This window comes from Bradyrhizobium sp. USDA 4502 (assembly GCF_054063355.1).
The window spans coordinates 847652-862983 of record NZ_JBSSGF010000001.1 but is presented as its reverse complement, the minus strand read 5'-3'; the positions used below and the strand labels follow the sequence as shown (position 1 = coordinate 862983).

Genomic DNA, 15332 nt, shown 5'->3' with positions numbered 1-15332 from the left:
ATCATCCGGGGACGTCTCACTGGAAAGCTAGTTCTTCGGCGGAAGGCCCATCGCCGCGCGATAGGCCGCGAGCTGCTTGGCCCGGCCGAACTCGTCGGTCAGCCGATTCCACTCCTTGGCCATCGCGTCGAGCGCCGCCTGCGGCGTGGTCTGGCCGGCCAGCGCCTTGCCGAGCTCGATCTCGACCACCTCGGTGTAAGAGAAGTAGCCGGGCAGACGCATGTCGAGCGCGACATTCTTGGCATTGATGGAGTCGGATTGCGCGCCGAGATATTCCTTGGCCTCTTCCGGCGAGAAGATCTTGCTCCACAGTTGCAGATTGGCAGTGTGCGACTTGCGGTAGGGATTGACGCCGCTGCCGCCGGTGATCGCCGCCTGGCCCGACACTTCAGGACTTGTCAGTGTCTTGACGAAATCCCACGCCGCCTTCTGGTTCTTGCCGGCCTTCGGCACCGCGATCTGCCAGCCGCCGAATGCCATGAACGGGCCCGGAAGCACGCTCGGGAACTTGTCCCACTTCTTGGTCTTGGCGTTCCAGATCTCGTCCGAGCCGGGCAGCATCGCCGAACCGACCTTGCCCGAGATCTTCGACTGCTTCGGGTCGGCGGCGATGACGCCGGTGTCGCCCCAGCCGATCGATTCCGCTACCTGGCCGCCGGCCACGGCAGCGTTCACCTCGCCGAACGAGAAATTCAGCGCGTTGGGCGGCCCGAGCTTCGATGCCCTGATGTATTCCTCGAGCCCCTTCACCCAGCCCGGATTGTTGATCTGCGCGTCCATCGTCTCGGGATCGAAGAACATCGCGCCCGGATAGTTCGGATTGTTGGTGTAGGCCGCCGCATGGCTGAAGAAGAACCAGAACTGCTGACCGCCGCGGCGGAAGGCTTCCGCCGTTCCCCACAGCCCCTTGTCGGGCCGCTGGAAGAACTCCGCAATGTCGAGATACTGCTTCCAGGTCTTCGGCGGCGCGAGGTCGTAGCCGTATTTGGCCTTGAAGGCGTCCTTCTCCTTGGGATCGCTGAACAGGTCGGTGCGGTAGGTATAGGTGTGGACGTCGCCGTCCATCGACTGCGAGTAGATCTTGCCTTCCCACACCATCAGCCGTTCGCGATAGGCCGGCTCGATATCGTCCCAGTCCTTGCCGGACTGCATCTCCTTCGGCATCTCGCTGAGATAGGGCACAAAATCAGGCAGCCAGGCCGGCGCGAAGCTGACGAGGTCGAACGTCGCGTCCGACGCGGTCAGCGATGTCGCGATCTTCGGATAGAGCTCGGACCACGGGAATTCGATGACATTGACCTTGCCGCAGGTCTTCTTGGCCCATTCATCCGCGCCGAGCTTGAGCGCGGAGGCGATATACGGCCCGGTCTGCGACGCCACCGTCAGGGTGACGCCGGTATAGTCCGGGCTGCAGGCGGCATTCGCCTGGCTCGCGGCACAGGCCATCGCGAGCGAGGTGGTCAACATCAGGAACGTCCGTCGCAACATCGTCTAGTCCTCCCTACAAGGTTTTTTGCTATTTGATGGCCCCGAGCAGCAGGCCCGACCGCATCATCCGGCTGAGCAGGCCCGCCATGATCATCATGGGAACGATGGCGACGAGCGCCGCGGCCGATATCGCCCACCATTCGTCGCCGCGCTGGCTGTTCTGTCCCGCCACCAGGATCGGCAGCGTCTGCCATCTGGAATTGGTCAGGAACAGCGCGAACAGAAACTCGTTCCAGACGAACGCCAGCGTGATCATGAACGTCGCCAGCAGCCCGTTCATCGACATCGGCACCACGATGCCGAAGAAGATGCGCCAGCTCGGCACATTGTCGACCATCGCCGCCTCCTCGACCTCGATCGGCACAGCCTCGAAGAAGTCGCGCATCAGCCAGACCACGATCGGCAGCGAGAAGGCGACGTAACACAGCGTCAGGCCGACAAAGCTGTCGATCAGCTGGAAGCCGAGCCGGCCGATCTCGCTGTAGAGCAGATACAACGCGAAGGCGGTGACGATCGGCGGGAACATGCGCTGGCTGACGAACCAGAACAGGATGTCCTCATTGCCGAGGATCGGTCCCGGCAGCGGCAGGCGGTTGGCGGCGACGGCCACGATCAGCGCAATCGGGAAGGCGAGCAACAATGCCTGCGGGCGGCTGAACCCGAACGTCGTGTTGAACAGCAGGTAACCGCCGAGCGCGAGCAGGAAGAACACGAGGCCTGCGCCGAAGCGGACCTTGAATTCGAACCGCACCAGCGCATAGGCCGCCATCGCGCCGATCGCGGTGGCAATGGCCGCAGCGGACAAGCCAACGATGGTCGAGTTCAGGAAGGTCCGGAAGAACTCGCCGCGGATGCCCTGATAGAGATCGATGAAGGGCTGCAAGGTCGGCGTGAAGTCGATGAACGGCAGATAAGTCGGTCCGCCGACGACGCCGGGCGGCGTCTTGAATGCGGTCACCACCACCCAATAAAGCGGAAACACCGTGATCAGGCACCAGATGAGAACGCCGGCCGCGACCAGGCGGCGGCTCCATGGCGACAGCCCCGTCAAGCCCAGCCCGCTCATCGGCCCTTCTCCAGATGCGGCCGCAGCAGCGCCAGGTAGGTCACGCCGATGATCGTGATCGCGATCAGGAACAGGAAACTGAGCGCCGATGTGTAGCCGAGATTGAACTTCTTGAAGCCTTCCTGATAGGCGAACAGCGTCAGCGTCTCGGTGTCGACGCCCGGCCCGCCGCCGGTCATCACGAACACCGTGTCCATGATCTTATAGCTCTCGATCAGGCGGATGAAGACGACGGCGGCCGAGATCGGCAGCATCATCGGAAAGGTGATGCCCCAGAACTGCTGCCAGGCGCTGGCATTCTCGAGCTCGGCGGCCTCGTAGACATCTTCGGGAAGCGTTTGCAGCCCGGCTAGCATCATCAGGATGACGAACGGGGTCCACTGCCAGACCTCGACCGCGATGATGCAGGCGAGTGCCCAATGTCCATTGGTAAGGAACGGCAGGTTGACCAGGCCGAACTTCGACAGGAACTGATTGAGCGGTCCCATCGTCGGATTGAAGATCATGCGCGCCACCAGCGCGACCGCGACGGGCGCCAGCAGCATCGGCAGCAGCAGGGCGACGCGGAACAGCCGCTCACCCGGCACCCGCGCATTCAGCGCCAGCGCGACGCCGAACCCGATCGCGTATTGCAACCCGACCGCGATCAGCGCAATCAGCGTCGTGGTGAAGAGCGCATTCCAGAACCGCGGCTCCTGCAACAACGCCGCATAATTGCCAAGCCAGACGACGCGCGGCGGGATCGGCGGAATCAGCCGGTAGCTGAGGAAGCTCGTAGTCAGCGAATAGATCAGCGGAAATATCGAGATCGCCAGCACGACGAGCACCGCCGGCCAGATGAAGACATGCTTGATCGGATCATTCCGCATCATCGCAGCATCATCCCCTCAGCAGCGCTTCGATCTCCGCGCGCCGCGGCATCGCGGGCGCGGTGCCCGGCCGGGTCACCGAGATTCCCGCCGTGGCCGAACCGAAGCGCGCAGCCTCGAGCGGATCGACGCCGTCGGCGAGCGCCGCCGCGAAGCCGCCGACGAATGCATCGCCCGCGCCGGTGGTTTCGACGACCTTACCGGCCGCGAAAGGCGGCACGTGCAGCGAGCGATCCCGCGCATGGAACAGCGCGCCGCGCTCGCCGAGGGTGATCAACGCCGTCCCGGCGCCTTTGGCCAACAGGGCGTCGCCGGCGCGGCGGGCGCCGGCAAGGTCGCCCACCGCGATGCCTGTGAGCGCTTCGGCCTCGGTCTCGTTTGGAACGACATAATCGCACAGCGCAAACAGGCCATCGTCGAATTGGATCGCCGGTGCCGGATTGAACACCGTGATGCTGCCGGCGGCGCGCGCAATCTCGAGCCCGCGCCGCGCTGCATCGACCGGCTGCTCGAGCTGCGTCACGAACACGCGGCTGTCGCGGATCGCGTCCGCCACCGCGTCGACATCGGCCGGGCCGATACCGCCCGCTGCACCCCGGCACCACGATGATGGCGTTGTCGCCGCGCGTCTCATGGACATAAATAAACGCCGCGCCGGTCGGCGCATCCGCGGTCCTGGCCACGCGCGGCCGGATTCCCTCTGCCTCCCAGGTCTTGATCGCAAGCTCGCCGAATGCGTCGCTGCCGATCCGCGAGATGAAGCTCACGCCGGCGCCGGCCCGCGCGGCCGCGACAGCCTGGTTGGATCCCTTGCCGCCGGGCCCCATCGCGAATCCCGAACCGGCGATCGTCTCGCCGATCGCCGGCATGTTGCCGGCGCGGAACGCCAAGTCTACGACGAAGACGCCGAGGACGGCGACGCCATTCTTGCTCATCTCGTCACTCCCCGTCCGGCCCGATCACGCCCTTGCTGAACAGGAAGCAGCCGTAGAAGCGCCGCTCGCCCGTCGCGATGACGCAATAGGCCGTCTTGGCCTTCTCGTAGAAAGCGTGGCGCTCGACACCGACCAGCGGCCAGGACCGTCCCTCCGCGCGATCGATCGCGGCCTGCACCTCGCGCTGCACGGGGGGGACTTCCTGAGCCTGGCCAACGATCTCCATGCGGACCGCGGCATCGTCGACAAATGTATCGAGCGGCATCACCGAGAGGATCGCCTCAATCGCCCTCGCCGCGCTGACATTGTCGATGCGCAGCAACCGGCCGAGAACCGTCTGCCGTGCGATCGAGTCGGCCGGAAAATTGGTATCGCACACCACCAGGCGATCACCGTGCCCCATCGCCCGCAGGGCATAGAGCACGTCGGCATTGAGCAGTGGATCGATGCCCTTGAGCATGTTGCGTCCCTCCCTTGTGTTCAAACTCGCCGGACTCTGACGGTCCGAACCCCCATCGATATCACCGCAAGGTGACGTCGCTAGTCACCGTACGGAATCCAGATGTTCTTCACCTGCACCGCGTGGCGGAGCAGGATCGGGCCCTCGCTCGCGGCCTTGTCGTACCAATCGAGCGCGAGGCCATGATCGACCAGCGTGCGCTTGAGGTTGCCGGTCGACAGCCGCTCGGCGGCCGCTGAGGCGTCCTGCGATCCGAACGCCCAGAGCGCGTCGACGTCGTCGTGCTCGGCAAGCACCTTGACCAGTTCGCTGTGATCGCCGGTGACGATGTTGACCACGCCGCCCGACACGTCCGAGGTCTCCAGCACCTGGTAGAAGTCGGTCGCGGCGAGCGGATGCCGCTCGCTGGGCACGGCGACGACCCGGTTGCCCATCGCAACCAGCGGCGCCACCAGGCTGATGAAGGCAAGCAGCGGCGCCTCGTCGGGACAGGCGACGCCGACCACGCCGATCGGCTCATGCATCGCGAGCGCCACGCCGCGCAGCGGCGGCGCGTGGATGGATCCTTCGAATTTGTCCGCCCAGGCGCCATAGCTGAACAACCGCTCGATGCTCGCATCGACTTCCGCGCGCGCCTTCGCAGCCGACACGCCGGTCATGTCGGCGATACGCCGGGCGAATTCGTCGCCGCGCGCGGAAAGATTCTCGGCAAGGTAATAGAGGATCTGGGCGCGATTATGCGCCGTCGCCCGCGCCCAAGACTCGGCGGAGCGCGCCGCGGCCACCGCATTGCGGATATCCTTGCGATTGCCCTCGCCTGCCTCGCCGAGGCGCCGGCCCTTCGGCGACAGCACCGGACGCGAATAATTGCCGTCCGGACGCACCTGCTTGCCACCGACAAACAGTTTTGCCGTCCGATCGATTGGCGGCACATCGAATCCGGCACTTGCGCCGGAAGCCGTCGGCAGCGGCGATGCCTTGGCCCGCGCCTTGCGCCCACTCCAGGCCTTCGGCTTGAGATACTCGTACATGCCTTCACGGCCGCCCTCGCGGCCGAATCCGGACTCGCGATAGCCGCCGAAGCCGACGCTGGCGTCGAACAGATTGGTGGCGTTGACCCAGACCACGCCGGCCAGCAGCTTCGGCGCGATATCGAGCGCCAGCCCGATCGTCTCGCTCCACACGCTGGCGGCAAGACCATAGCGCGTGTTGTTGGCGAGTATCACGGCCTCGTCTGCGGTACGGAACGTCATCGCCACCAGGACAGGGCCGAAGATCTCTTCGGTCGCAACCGTCGAGGATGGATGCACATTCCAGAGCAAGGTCGGCGGATAGAAACATCCCTCCGCCGGGATCGCACCGGACGCCTGATATTTCTCGGCGCCTTCCCTCACCCCAGTCTCAACCAGCGACTTGATCCGTTCGAGTTGCACCGGCGCGACCACCGCGCCCATGTCGATCGCCTTGTCGAGCGGCATGCCGACGCGAAGCGTCTCCATGCGGCGGATCAGGCGCCGGCGGAAAGTCTCCGCGATCCCCTCCTGCAGCAGCAGTCGCGAGCCGGCGCAGCAGACCTGACCTTGGTTGAACCAGATGGCATCGACCACGCCTTCCACCGCGCCGTCGATATCGGCATCGTCGAACACGATGAACGGCGACTTGCCGCCAAGCTCGAGTGTCAGCGATTTGCCGGTCCCCGCGGTCGACTGGCGGATCAGCCGTCCGACCTCGGTCGAGCCGGTGAACGCGATCTTGTCGACGCCGGGACTTTCGACCAGCAGCGCGCCGGTGGCACCGTCGCCGGTCACGACGTTCAACACGCCCGGCGGCAGGCCGGCCTCGGCCGACAGTTCGGCGAACAGCAGCGCCGTGAGCGAGGTGAACTCCGCCGGCTTCAGCACCACCGTATTGCCCGCGGCCAGCGCCGGCGCGATCTTCCACGCCAGCATCAGCAGCGGAAAATTCCACGGAATGATCTGCCCGATCACGCCAACCGGCATTTGATCGGCGAATTCGCGCTCCTGCAACTGCGCCCAGCCGGCGTGATACAGGAAATGGCGCGCGGCGAGCGGCACGTCGAGATCGCGGGTTTCCCGGATCGGCTTGCCGTTGTCGATCGCCTCCAGCACGGCGAACAGCCTGGCGTGACGCTGTAGCATGCGCGCCAACGCATAGAGATGACGCGCACGGCCGTGACCGCCAAGCTTCGCCCAGGCTGTCTGCGCAGTGCGTGCGGCGCTAACCGCCGCCTCGACATCGGCGGCAGCGCCCTGCGCGATGCGCGCCAGCGTCTTGCCCGTGGCCGGCTCGGTCGTCGTGAGATGTTTACCGGCGTGCGGCGCCGTGAACTTGCCGGCGATGAAATGCCCGAACGTGGCGCCATGCCGCGCCAGCCAGGCGCGTGCCTCGCCGTCCGCCTCCGGCGCGGGGCCATACTCCATGGTCTCGAAATAGCTTGCGACGCTCATCGCTGGAGTCTCATCCCACGGGGTGGCGATTGAAGGCCGAATAGTGGCCGGTCACGTGATGCTCGAGCTGTCGCTCGATATCGGCGAGCAGGCTGGAGGCGCCGATGCGGAACAGATCCGGCTCGAGCCAGTCGCGTCCCAGCTCCTCCTTCATCAGGAACTGATAGTTGAGCACGTCCTTTGCCGTCGAGATTCCGCCGGCCGGCTTGAAGCCGATCTGGTAGCCGGTGCGCTCCTGATAGACGCGGATCATCCGCAGCATCGCGAGCGTCACCGGCAGCGTCGCGTTGACGCCTTCCTTGCCGGTGGAGGTCTTGATGAAGTCGGCGCCGGCCATCATGCAGACCATCGACGCCTTGGCGACATTGCGCAGCGTCTTGAGATCGCCGGTGGCCAGGATCGTCTTCAGATGCGCGTCGCCGCAGGCGGCGCGGAAATCCCTCACCTCGGCGTAAAGCGCCCGCCAATCGCCGGTCAGCACATGCTCGCGCGTGATGACGATGTCGATCTCCTCCGCGCCGTCGCGGACCGACGCCTCGATCTCCTTCAGCTTCAGACCGTGCGGCACCAGACCTGCGGGAAATCCGGTCGAGACCGCAGCGACCGGGATGCCGGATCCTTCGAGCGCTTCGACGGCCGTCGCCACGAACCGATGGTAGACACAGACCGCGCCGGTATGCAGCTCACGGCCGGCAAAGCCGAGCCGCTCGAGAAGGTCGCCGCGCACCGGCGCTTTGGCCTTGGCGCAGAGGCGCTTCACCCGTTCGGTCGTATCGTCGCCATTGAGCGTCGTCAGGTCCATGCAGGTGATCGCCTTGAGAAGCCACGCCGCCTGCGCGTCCTTCTTGACCGTGCGCCGGCCCGGCAGGCTCGCAACGCGGCGTTCGGCGGCCGACAGATTGATCCTGATCTCGTCGACCCAATCCATCTCGAGCGTGCGGCCGCCGTTGCGCGGCAGCGGATGCTCGCCGCCCGGGGAAGGCGGCTGCGCGGCCAATGGGGACGGATTCTGCATGAAGACGCTCTGCGTCATGGAGGCGCCGTGCGTCCTAGCGAATCGACGAGATCGCCAGATAGACTGAATGTGTCGATCGCAACATGTGATCCTCCCCTGACCTTGCCGCGGGGTTTGCCGACTGCCTGAGGACGACATCGTCCCCGACCCTCGATCAGCCCGCCGGACTGGATGTTATTATTGTAACAAATCGACGTTGATAAACTCACAACATTGTAAGATCATTGTCAATCGGATAAGCAAGCCCGGCGATCAAAATGGCTGAAACATCGAACGCACGACCAAGCGAGACGCGCGTGCAGCGCCTGCAGAGGCTGCGCCGCGCCGTCGAATCGAGCGGCACGCTGCATCTGAAGGACGCCGCCGAGCTCCTCAAGGTTTCCGAAATGACGGTCCGGCGCGATCTCGCCGGGCCGGACGCCGCGCTGGCGCTGCTCGGCGGGTACGTCGTCAATGCGGCGTCGCCGACCGGGGTCAAGTACACGTTCGAGCAGGAGATCGATCAGCACACCCAGGACAAGCGTCTCGCCTGCCGGTCTGCCGCGGCCTCTATCAAGGAAGGCGATACGATCTTCATCGATTGCGGCACGACGATGCAGTCGCTGGCGGACTGCCTGCCGGAGGACCTGCCGCTTTCGGTGATCTGCTATTCGATGAACGTGGCGTCGATCGTGACGCGCCGGCCGGCCACGCAGGTGATGCTGATGGGCGGCCTCTACCATCCGTCGTCGCAGTCCTTTGCGTCGGACGACGGCCTGTCCTATCTGCGGCGGCTCGGCATCAACAAGGCCTTCATCTCCGCGGGCGGCGTACACTGGACCCGCGGCGCGAGCTGCTCGAATTTTCACGAGGTCGCCGTCAAGCAGGCCGTCATCGAGACCGCGATGGAGAGCATCCTGGTGATCGACGCCAGCAAGCTCGGCAGCCTCAAGTCGGCATTCTTCTCCGATATCGGCGCGTTCTCTCGCATCATCGTCGGCGGCGCGGCGTCAGCGGACATGCGCAAGCACTTCCGGAGCCTCCCCGTAGAATACGTGACCAGCGCAACCTGATCCGAGCGGGGGCCGGCACGCCCGGATCAGGCTGCTCACGATGCGCGGGCTCGCGTGACCACGCATCGAACTCCTGCGGCTCAGTTGCAGGCAGGCTTCGCCTTGTTGCAGGCGTCGGTCAGCTCCGGCGGCGGCTCCTTCTTGAACACCGTCTTGTAGGATTCCAGCACGTTGGACTGCGTCACCGGCAGCGACTGCACACCGATCCAGCCCGGCGTTTCCTTGCCGAGCAGCGCGTTCATCATGGCCATCGCTTCGGCGACACCCTGGTCATAGGGGCGCTGCGATCCGGTCGCTTTCAGCGGTCCGCCCTTGGCGATCTCGATCGCCGATTGCAGGCCGAGGTCGACGGTGGTGACCGGAATGTCGATACCCTGCGCGCGCATCGAGCTCAGCGTATCCAGCGCCGGCTGGTCCCAAACCGCGAACAGGCCCTTGATATCCGGATTGCCGGTGAGGAAGTCGCCTGCGATCTGCGACACCTTCGGCGGGTCGGTGAAGTCGACCTGCTTCATCTTGATGTCCGGGCGGTTCTTCTGCATCCACTCGCGGACGCCCTTGGTGCGCTCGTTGGTGCTGAAATAATCGACGCCGAAATTGACGAGGCCGATGGTGCCGCCCTGCGCGACGCAGGACGCCAGGATCTGGGCCGCGATCAGGCCGTTGCCCTGGCTGTCCGCGGAGATCATGGACGCATATTCCTCGGGATGCTTTAGTCCGGTCGGAATGCTGTCCATCAGCACGAGCTTGATGCCGGCCTTGGCGATCTTCTTGTAGGTCGGCGCGGTCGCCGTGAAATCGACCGGGATCGAGATGATGCCATCCGGATGCTGCTGGATGGTGTTCTCGATGTCGGCGATCTGCTTGTCGACCTGATATTCGGCGGATGCGACGCCGGTGACGGTCACACCGTACTTCTTCAGCGTGTCGGTGATGCCCTGGATCTGCAGTTGCGCCCAGTCGAGATTGACGGTCTGCATGGAGATGCCGACCTTGAAGTGCTTTTCCTTGATCTTGGCCGCATCGGCGTCCGACAGCGCCAGCACCTCAGGCGAGGCGGCCTTCTCGCCATGCGGCCCCTGACCGACGATCGATTTCGGTCCAAGCGTCGCGAGATCGACGCCCTTGACGCAGGTTGCAGGCACTTCGGCGCGGGCCGAGGCGGCGATCGAAATGGCCGTCGCCGCGATCAACGCGGTCAGCGGCAGGGTTTGTCGCAAGATCGGCTTCATTGTTTCCTCCCGTTTTGGTCGCCGATTGACCGGAGGCCGGCAACCTTGCCCCTACACTTTTCCGGATCGTGCTCTAGCGTTTCGTGAAGGCGACCGCGGCGACGATGATCGCTCCCTTGATGACGAGCTGCAGCGGCGAGCTAACGCCGAGCAGCACGAGGCCGTTGTTGAGCGTGCCGATGATAAGGCTGCCGAACAGCGTCCCCAGGATGTAGCCGCGCCCGCCGAACAGGCTGCAACCACCGAGGATCACAGCGGCGATGACGTCGAGCTCCATGCCCTGCACGACGTCGGGCCGCGCGGCGTGCGAGCGCGCGGACAGCACCAGCGCCGCAAGCCCGGCGAGCGCGCCGGTCAGCACAAAGGCCGCGGTCGTCACCCACTTGGTGTTGATGCCGGAATACAGCGCCGCGGTCGGATTGCCGCCGACCGCATAGATGCGGCGGCCGAACACGTTGTAGTGCAGCAGCAGGATGCCGACGATCATCGCCACCAGTGTCCAGGCGATCGGAACGGGTATGCCCAGGAACGAGCCTTCGCCGAAGATCGCGAAGTATGTCTCGTTGGTGATGATGACAGGTTTGGTATTGGTCACCATCATCGCCAAACCGCGCGCCATGCTCAGTGAGCCCAGCGTCACCAGGAACGACGGGATCGAGAGCTGCGTGGTCAGGATGCCGTTGAGCAGCCCGACCAGCGCGCCGGTGCCGAGCCCGGCGGCAGCGCCGACGATCCAGCTGTTGTTGATCTGACTCATGGCGAGCGCCGCGGCCATTCCCGACAGCGCCAAGGTCGACGCGACCGACAGATCGATCTGGCGTGCGATGATCACAAAGGTCATGCCGACCGCGATGATCGAGACCAGCGTGGTCTGGCGTCCGATGTTCAGGAAATTGTCGACCGACAGGAACCAGGGCGAGGACAGGCTAAACACGACCAGCAGCACCACGAAGGCGATGTACAACATGTAGGGCCGCTCACCCCGCAGCAGATTCTGCAGCAGCTTGCGGCGTCGATCGGATCGGGTCGACGAGGCGACGAGGTTGGGCGCGGTCAGTTCGGTCATGCGGGTAGCTCTTGCAATACGCCTTGTTCGGAAGCCTGGTAGATCTGCAGCAGATGATGGAGCTCTTCGGCATCATCGATCTCCCCGCGCACCAGCGTTCGCGCCACGCGTCCATCGACGATCACGGAGATGCGGTCGCAGAGCTCGATCAGTTCGACGAGGTCCGACGAGACCACCAGGACGCCGGTGCCGTCGCGGGCAGCATTGCGGATCACGCCGTAGATCTCCTCGCGCGCGCCGACGTCGACGCCGACCGTCGGCTCGTCCAGCAGCAGCACGCGCGGCCGCGGATCATTCCATTTTCCGAACACGACCTTCTGCTGGTTGCCGCCGGACAATGTCCTGACGAGGCTCGAGGCGCCTTGCGCCTTCACCGATAACCTCGCCACCGCAGCGTCGGCACGCCGGGCGGCGGCGCGCTGCTGCATGAAGCCCCAGCGCGAGAAATGCGGAATCCGCGGCAAGGTGATGTTGCGCTCGATCGAATGATCCCGCACCAGGCCCTGCACGTGCCGGTCTTCCGGCACCAGCGCGACGCCATGTGCGATCGCATCGGCCGGGCTCCTCGGCAGCCATGGCCGGCCGTCGATCAGGCATGTGCCGCTGTCGACCGGCCGAAGACCGAAGATCGTCTCCAGGACCTCGGTACGTCCGCTGCCGATCAATCCGGCAAGGCCGTGGATCTCACCCTTCATCACGGACAATTCGACGGCCGACAGGCGGTCGTTGGACACGCCCGACAGCGACAGAACCGGCGACAGATCGAATGAACGCGCAACTGCAGATTCGGCGCGCGACGCCGCGGGCGCCAATCGATCGGTGCCGATGATGGCGTTCACCAGCCGCTTCATGTCGGTCTCGGCGGTGACGAACGTGCCGGCATTGGCGCCGTCGCGGAGCACCGTGACACGCTGCGAGATCTCGAACACCTCGTTGAGCCGATGCGTCACATAGATCACGCCGACGCCGCGGCGCGTCGCCTTGCCGATCGCGTCGAACAGGATACGAACTTCATCCGAAGTCAGGGACGATGTCGGTTCATCGAGGATCAACAGGCGCACCTCGCCCATCAGTGCCTTGGCGATCTCGGTCATCTGGCGGTAGGCGAACGGCAGCGAGCCGACTGCTGCCTTGGTATCGAGGGGAATGCCGAGCTCGCTCAGGAACGCCCCGGCCCTGGCCATCAGTTCGCGCTTGCGGACAAAGCCGAACCGCGTACGCGGCTCGCGGCCGAGCAACAGATTGTCGGCGACGCTCAGCGACTCGACGAGACTGAGGTCCTGATAGACGACGGCGATGCCTGCCTCGCGCGATCTAGCCGGACTGTCGAACGTAGCTGGTTTGCCGGCGATCTCGATCGTGCCGCTGTCGGCCGCGTGGACACCACTAAGGATCTTGATCAGCGTGGACTTGCCGGCCCCGTTCTCGCCCAGCAGCGCGTGCACCTCGCCGGCCCGGACCTCGAGGTTGACGTCGCGCAACGCCCGCACGCCGCCGAAGCGTTTGTTGATGCCACCGACCATCAACAGCGCCGTCGACGGCCGAGGCTCGGCTGCGATCGAACCGGACAATTCCAAATTTTCCTCCCGTCGCCCGCGCGAGGCGCTGGTACGATGGTGACATATTGTTATTTTTGCAACTTATCTTGTTATAATTCTATCACATCGACCGACCTGTCAATGGGAGATCGCGCCGGCGGGCGCTCGAATTGAAGGCGGCGATCGGATCCTGCACCGCCATACGTGCGGCCGGCCTCCGCCAGGCACGATGGCAGCCGAAAGGTTGTGCTAAGCTGCAATTGCTCTCTTCATCAAAGCCAACGCCGGTGAATCACGATGAAACTGAGTGCCGCGATTGCCGTCGCCCTGATCTCGTCTTGCCTGCCCGCCGCGGCGCAGCAAGCCGGTGCCGATCTCTACGCGCAACGCTGTGCGCAATGTCACGACAGCAGCAACGCGGCTGTTCGCGCGCCGAGCCGCACCGCGCTGCAATCCAGATCGTTCGACGAGGTGCTTGGTGCGATCACCACGGGCCCGATGGCATCCTTCGCGCAGGGACTGACCAGCGACGAGCGTGCGGCGATCGCCTCACTCGTCACGGGAAAGGCCGCGTCGCTCGCGGCAACCGAGAGCGCGGGCCAATGCCCGCAGAACGAGACCGGCTTTCCGACGCCGATCGACGGGCCGCGGTGGAACGGTTGGGGCGCGGATATCAACAACAGCCGGTTTCAGCCGGCGGCAATGGCCGGCCTCGCGCAAGACCAGGTCCCGCGGCTGCGTCTGAAATGGGCGTTCGGATTTCCTGACACGTCCAACGCCAACGCGCAGCCGGCTGTGGTCGGCGGCTTGCTGTTCGTCGGTGGCGGCGACCGCAAGGTCCACGCCCTCGACGCCAAAAGTGGCTGCACGCGCTGGGAGTTTCCGACCGAGGCGCCGGTGCGGACGGCCATCAGCTTTGCCCCGCTGGACAACGGCCAGCCTGCCATCTTCTTTGGTGATGTGCGCGCCAACGTCTACGCCCTGAATGCCGCGACCGGCAAGCTGATCTGGAAGAGCAAGGTCGACGATCATGTGGCGGCCCGGATAACCGGTGCGCCAGTGTTCTATTCCGGCGCCGTCTATGTCGGGGTTTCATCGATCGAGGAGGCCATCGGATCTCGCCCCACCTACCAGTGCTGTACGTTTCGCGGCAGCGTCGTTGCGCTGAAGGCCGAGACCGGCGCGCAGATCTGGAAGGCCTACACGATCCCCGAGGCACCGCATCCGACGCGGGCGAACGCCCTCGGGACCCAGCTGTTCGGTCCGGCCGGCGCGTCGGTCTGGTCCGCGCCGACGATCGATGTGCAGCGCCAGTCGCTCTATATCGCGACCTCGAACAGCTATGCCGACCCGGCAACCGACACCAGCGATGCCATCCTCGCGTTCGATCTCACGACCGGCCGAATGCTGTGGCATCAGCAGGCCACACCGAAGGACAGCTTCGTCGTTGCGTGCTTCGGCACCGATCAGAGCAATTGTCCGGAAGACCGCGGCCCCGACCATGACTTCGGCCAATCGCCGATCCTGGTGAGGCTGCGTAACGGACAGCGCGTGCTGGTGATCGGCCAGAAATCCGGCGTGGTCCACGCGCTCGATCCCGACCATGAGGGCAAGATCCTGTGGCAGACGCGGATCGGCAAGGGCGGCGCGTTGGGCGGAACCGAGTGGGGTTCCGCCGCCGACCAGGACCGAATCTATGTCGCCAATTCGGACGTACGATTTCTAAGGGACGGCACGCGACGTCTGAATTCAAGCGAAGGTGGCGGCCTGTTCGGGCTCGATCTTGCGACCGGGAAGATCGCGATGCAGGTCGCGCCGGTGGCCTGTGGCGACCGCCCGCAGTGCAGTCCCGCGCTCTCCGCGGCGGTCACCGCCATTCCCGGCGTCGTCTTCTCGGGCGGCGTGAGCGGCTTCCTGCGCGCCTACGCGACCGATGACGCACGGCTGCTGTGGGAGATCGACACCGCCCGCGACTACACCACTGTCAACGGAGTTGCGGCTCGCGGCGGCGCCATGGACGGACCCGGCCCGGTCGTCGTCGACGGCATGCTGTACGTCAATTCCGGCTACGCACAATGGAGCGGCCTGCCCGGCAACGTTCTGCTGGCCTTTGAGGTCGGCAACCCCTGACAGGTATCTGCGC

General features: G+C 65.0%; 11 protein-coding genes and 1 pseudogene. 2 read left to right on the top strand and 10 right to left on the bottom strand.

Translation table 11 applies throughout. The annotated features are described in order from the left end of the window. Positions 1–27: 27 nt before the first annotated feature. The 7 genes and pseudogenes from ACVW1B_RS03850 to deoC form a co-directional block, all read right to left on the bottom strand. Positions 28–1467 carry an extracellular solute-binding protein gene (locus tag ACVW1B_RS03850; RefSeq protein WP_456794072.1) on the bottom strand — a complete coding sequence of 480 codons (1440 nt, stop codon included), beginning with the start codon at positions 1465–1467 and terminating at the stop codon, positions 28–30. Between the two features lie 49 nt (positions 1468–1516). After that, on the bottom strand, positions 1517–2554 hold the full coding sequence (locus ACVW1B_RS03845; RefSeq protein WP_456791808.1) for a carbohydrate ABC transporter permease: 1038 nt from the start codon (positions 2552–2554) through the stop codon (positions 1517–1519). Continuing rightward, positions 2551–3426, bottom strand: a complete 876-nt coding sequence (locus ACVW1B_RS03840) for a carbohydrate ABC transporter permease (protein ID WP_456791807.1) — start codon at positions 3424–3426, stop codon at positions 2551–2553. Before ACVW1B_RS03840 ends, ACVW1B_RS03845 begins: the two co-directional genes overlap by 4 nt. Positions 3427–3433: 7 nt before the next feature. Then, positions 3434–4358, bottom strand: a pseudogene (locus ACVW1B_RS03835) (ribokinase). A 4-nt stretch (positions 4359–4362) separates the two neighbouring features. Beyond that, positions 4363–4818, bottom strand: a complete 456-nt coding sequence (locus ACVW1B_RS03830; protein WP_456791805.1) for an RbsD/FucU family protein — start codon at positions 4816–4818, stop codon at positions 4363–4365. An 80-nt stretch (positions 4819–4898) separates the two neighbouring features. Further along, the gene (locus ACVW1B_RS03825; protein WP_456791804.1) at positions 4899–7286 is read right to left on the bottom strand and encodes an aldehyde dehydrogenase family protein; all 2388 of its coding nucleotides are present in this window, start codon (positions 7284–7286) and stop codon (positions 4899–4901) included. Positions 7287–7296: 10 nt separating this feature from the next. After that, entirely contained in the window at positions 7297–8301 is a 1005-nt protein-coding gene (gene deoC, locus ACVW1B_RS03820) for a deoxyribose-phosphate aldolase (protein ID WP_456821175.1), read from the bottom strand. Positions 8302–8558: 257 nt separating this feature from the next. Here deoC and ACVW1B_RS03815 point away from each other — a divergent pair, with 257 nt between their 5' ends. Continuing rightward, positions 8559–9353, top strand: coding sequence for a DeoR/GlpR family DNA-binding transcription regulator (locus ACVW1B_RS03815; protein WP_057018878.1), 795 nt, complete (start codon positions 8559–8561; stop codon positions 9351–9353). An 80-nt stretch (positions 9354–9433) separates the two neighbouring features. Here ACVW1B_RS03815 and ACVW1B_RS03810 read toward each other — a convergent pair whose 3' ends face one another. The 3 genes from ACVW1B_RS03810 to ACVW1B_RS03800 all read right to left on the bottom strand — a co-directional run bounded on the left by ACVW1B_RS03810 (position 9434) and on the right by ACVW1B_RS03800 (position 13228). Next, complete coding sequence (locus ACVW1B_RS03810; RefSeq protein WP_310881400.1) at positions 9434–10585, bottom strand: substrate-binding domain-containing protein; 1152 nt, start codon at positions 10583–10585, stop codon at positions 9434–9436. Between the two features lie 73 nt (positions 10586–10658). Continuing rightward, positions 10659–11651 carry an ABC transporter permease gene (locus ACVW1B_RS03805; protein WP_050387916.1) on the bottom strand — a complete coding sequence of 331 codons (993 nt, stop codon included), beginning with the start codon at positions 11649–11651 and terminating at the stop codon, positions 10659–10661. Further along, positions 11648–13228: a sugar ABC transporter ATP-binding protein gene (locus ACVW1B_RS03800; RefSeq protein ID WP_310881399.1), complete on the bottom strand. Its 1581-nt coding sequence runs from the start codon at positions 13226–13228 to the stop codon at positions 11648–11650. Before ACVW1B_RS03800 ends, ACVW1B_RS03805 begins: the two co-directional genes overlap by 4 nt. Before the next feature lie 258 nt (positions 13229–13486). On the opposite strand from ACVW1B_RS03800, the gene ACVW1B_RS03795 reads away from it, so the two are divergent. Beyond that, positions 13487–15319 carry an outer membrane protein assembly factor BamB family protein gene (locus ACVW1B_RS03795; protein WP_456821174.1) on the top strand — a complete coding sequence of 611 codons (1833 nt, stop codon included), beginning with the start codon at positions 13487–13489 and terminating at the stop codon, positions 15317–15319. Positions 15320–15332 lie beyond the last annotated feature (13 nt).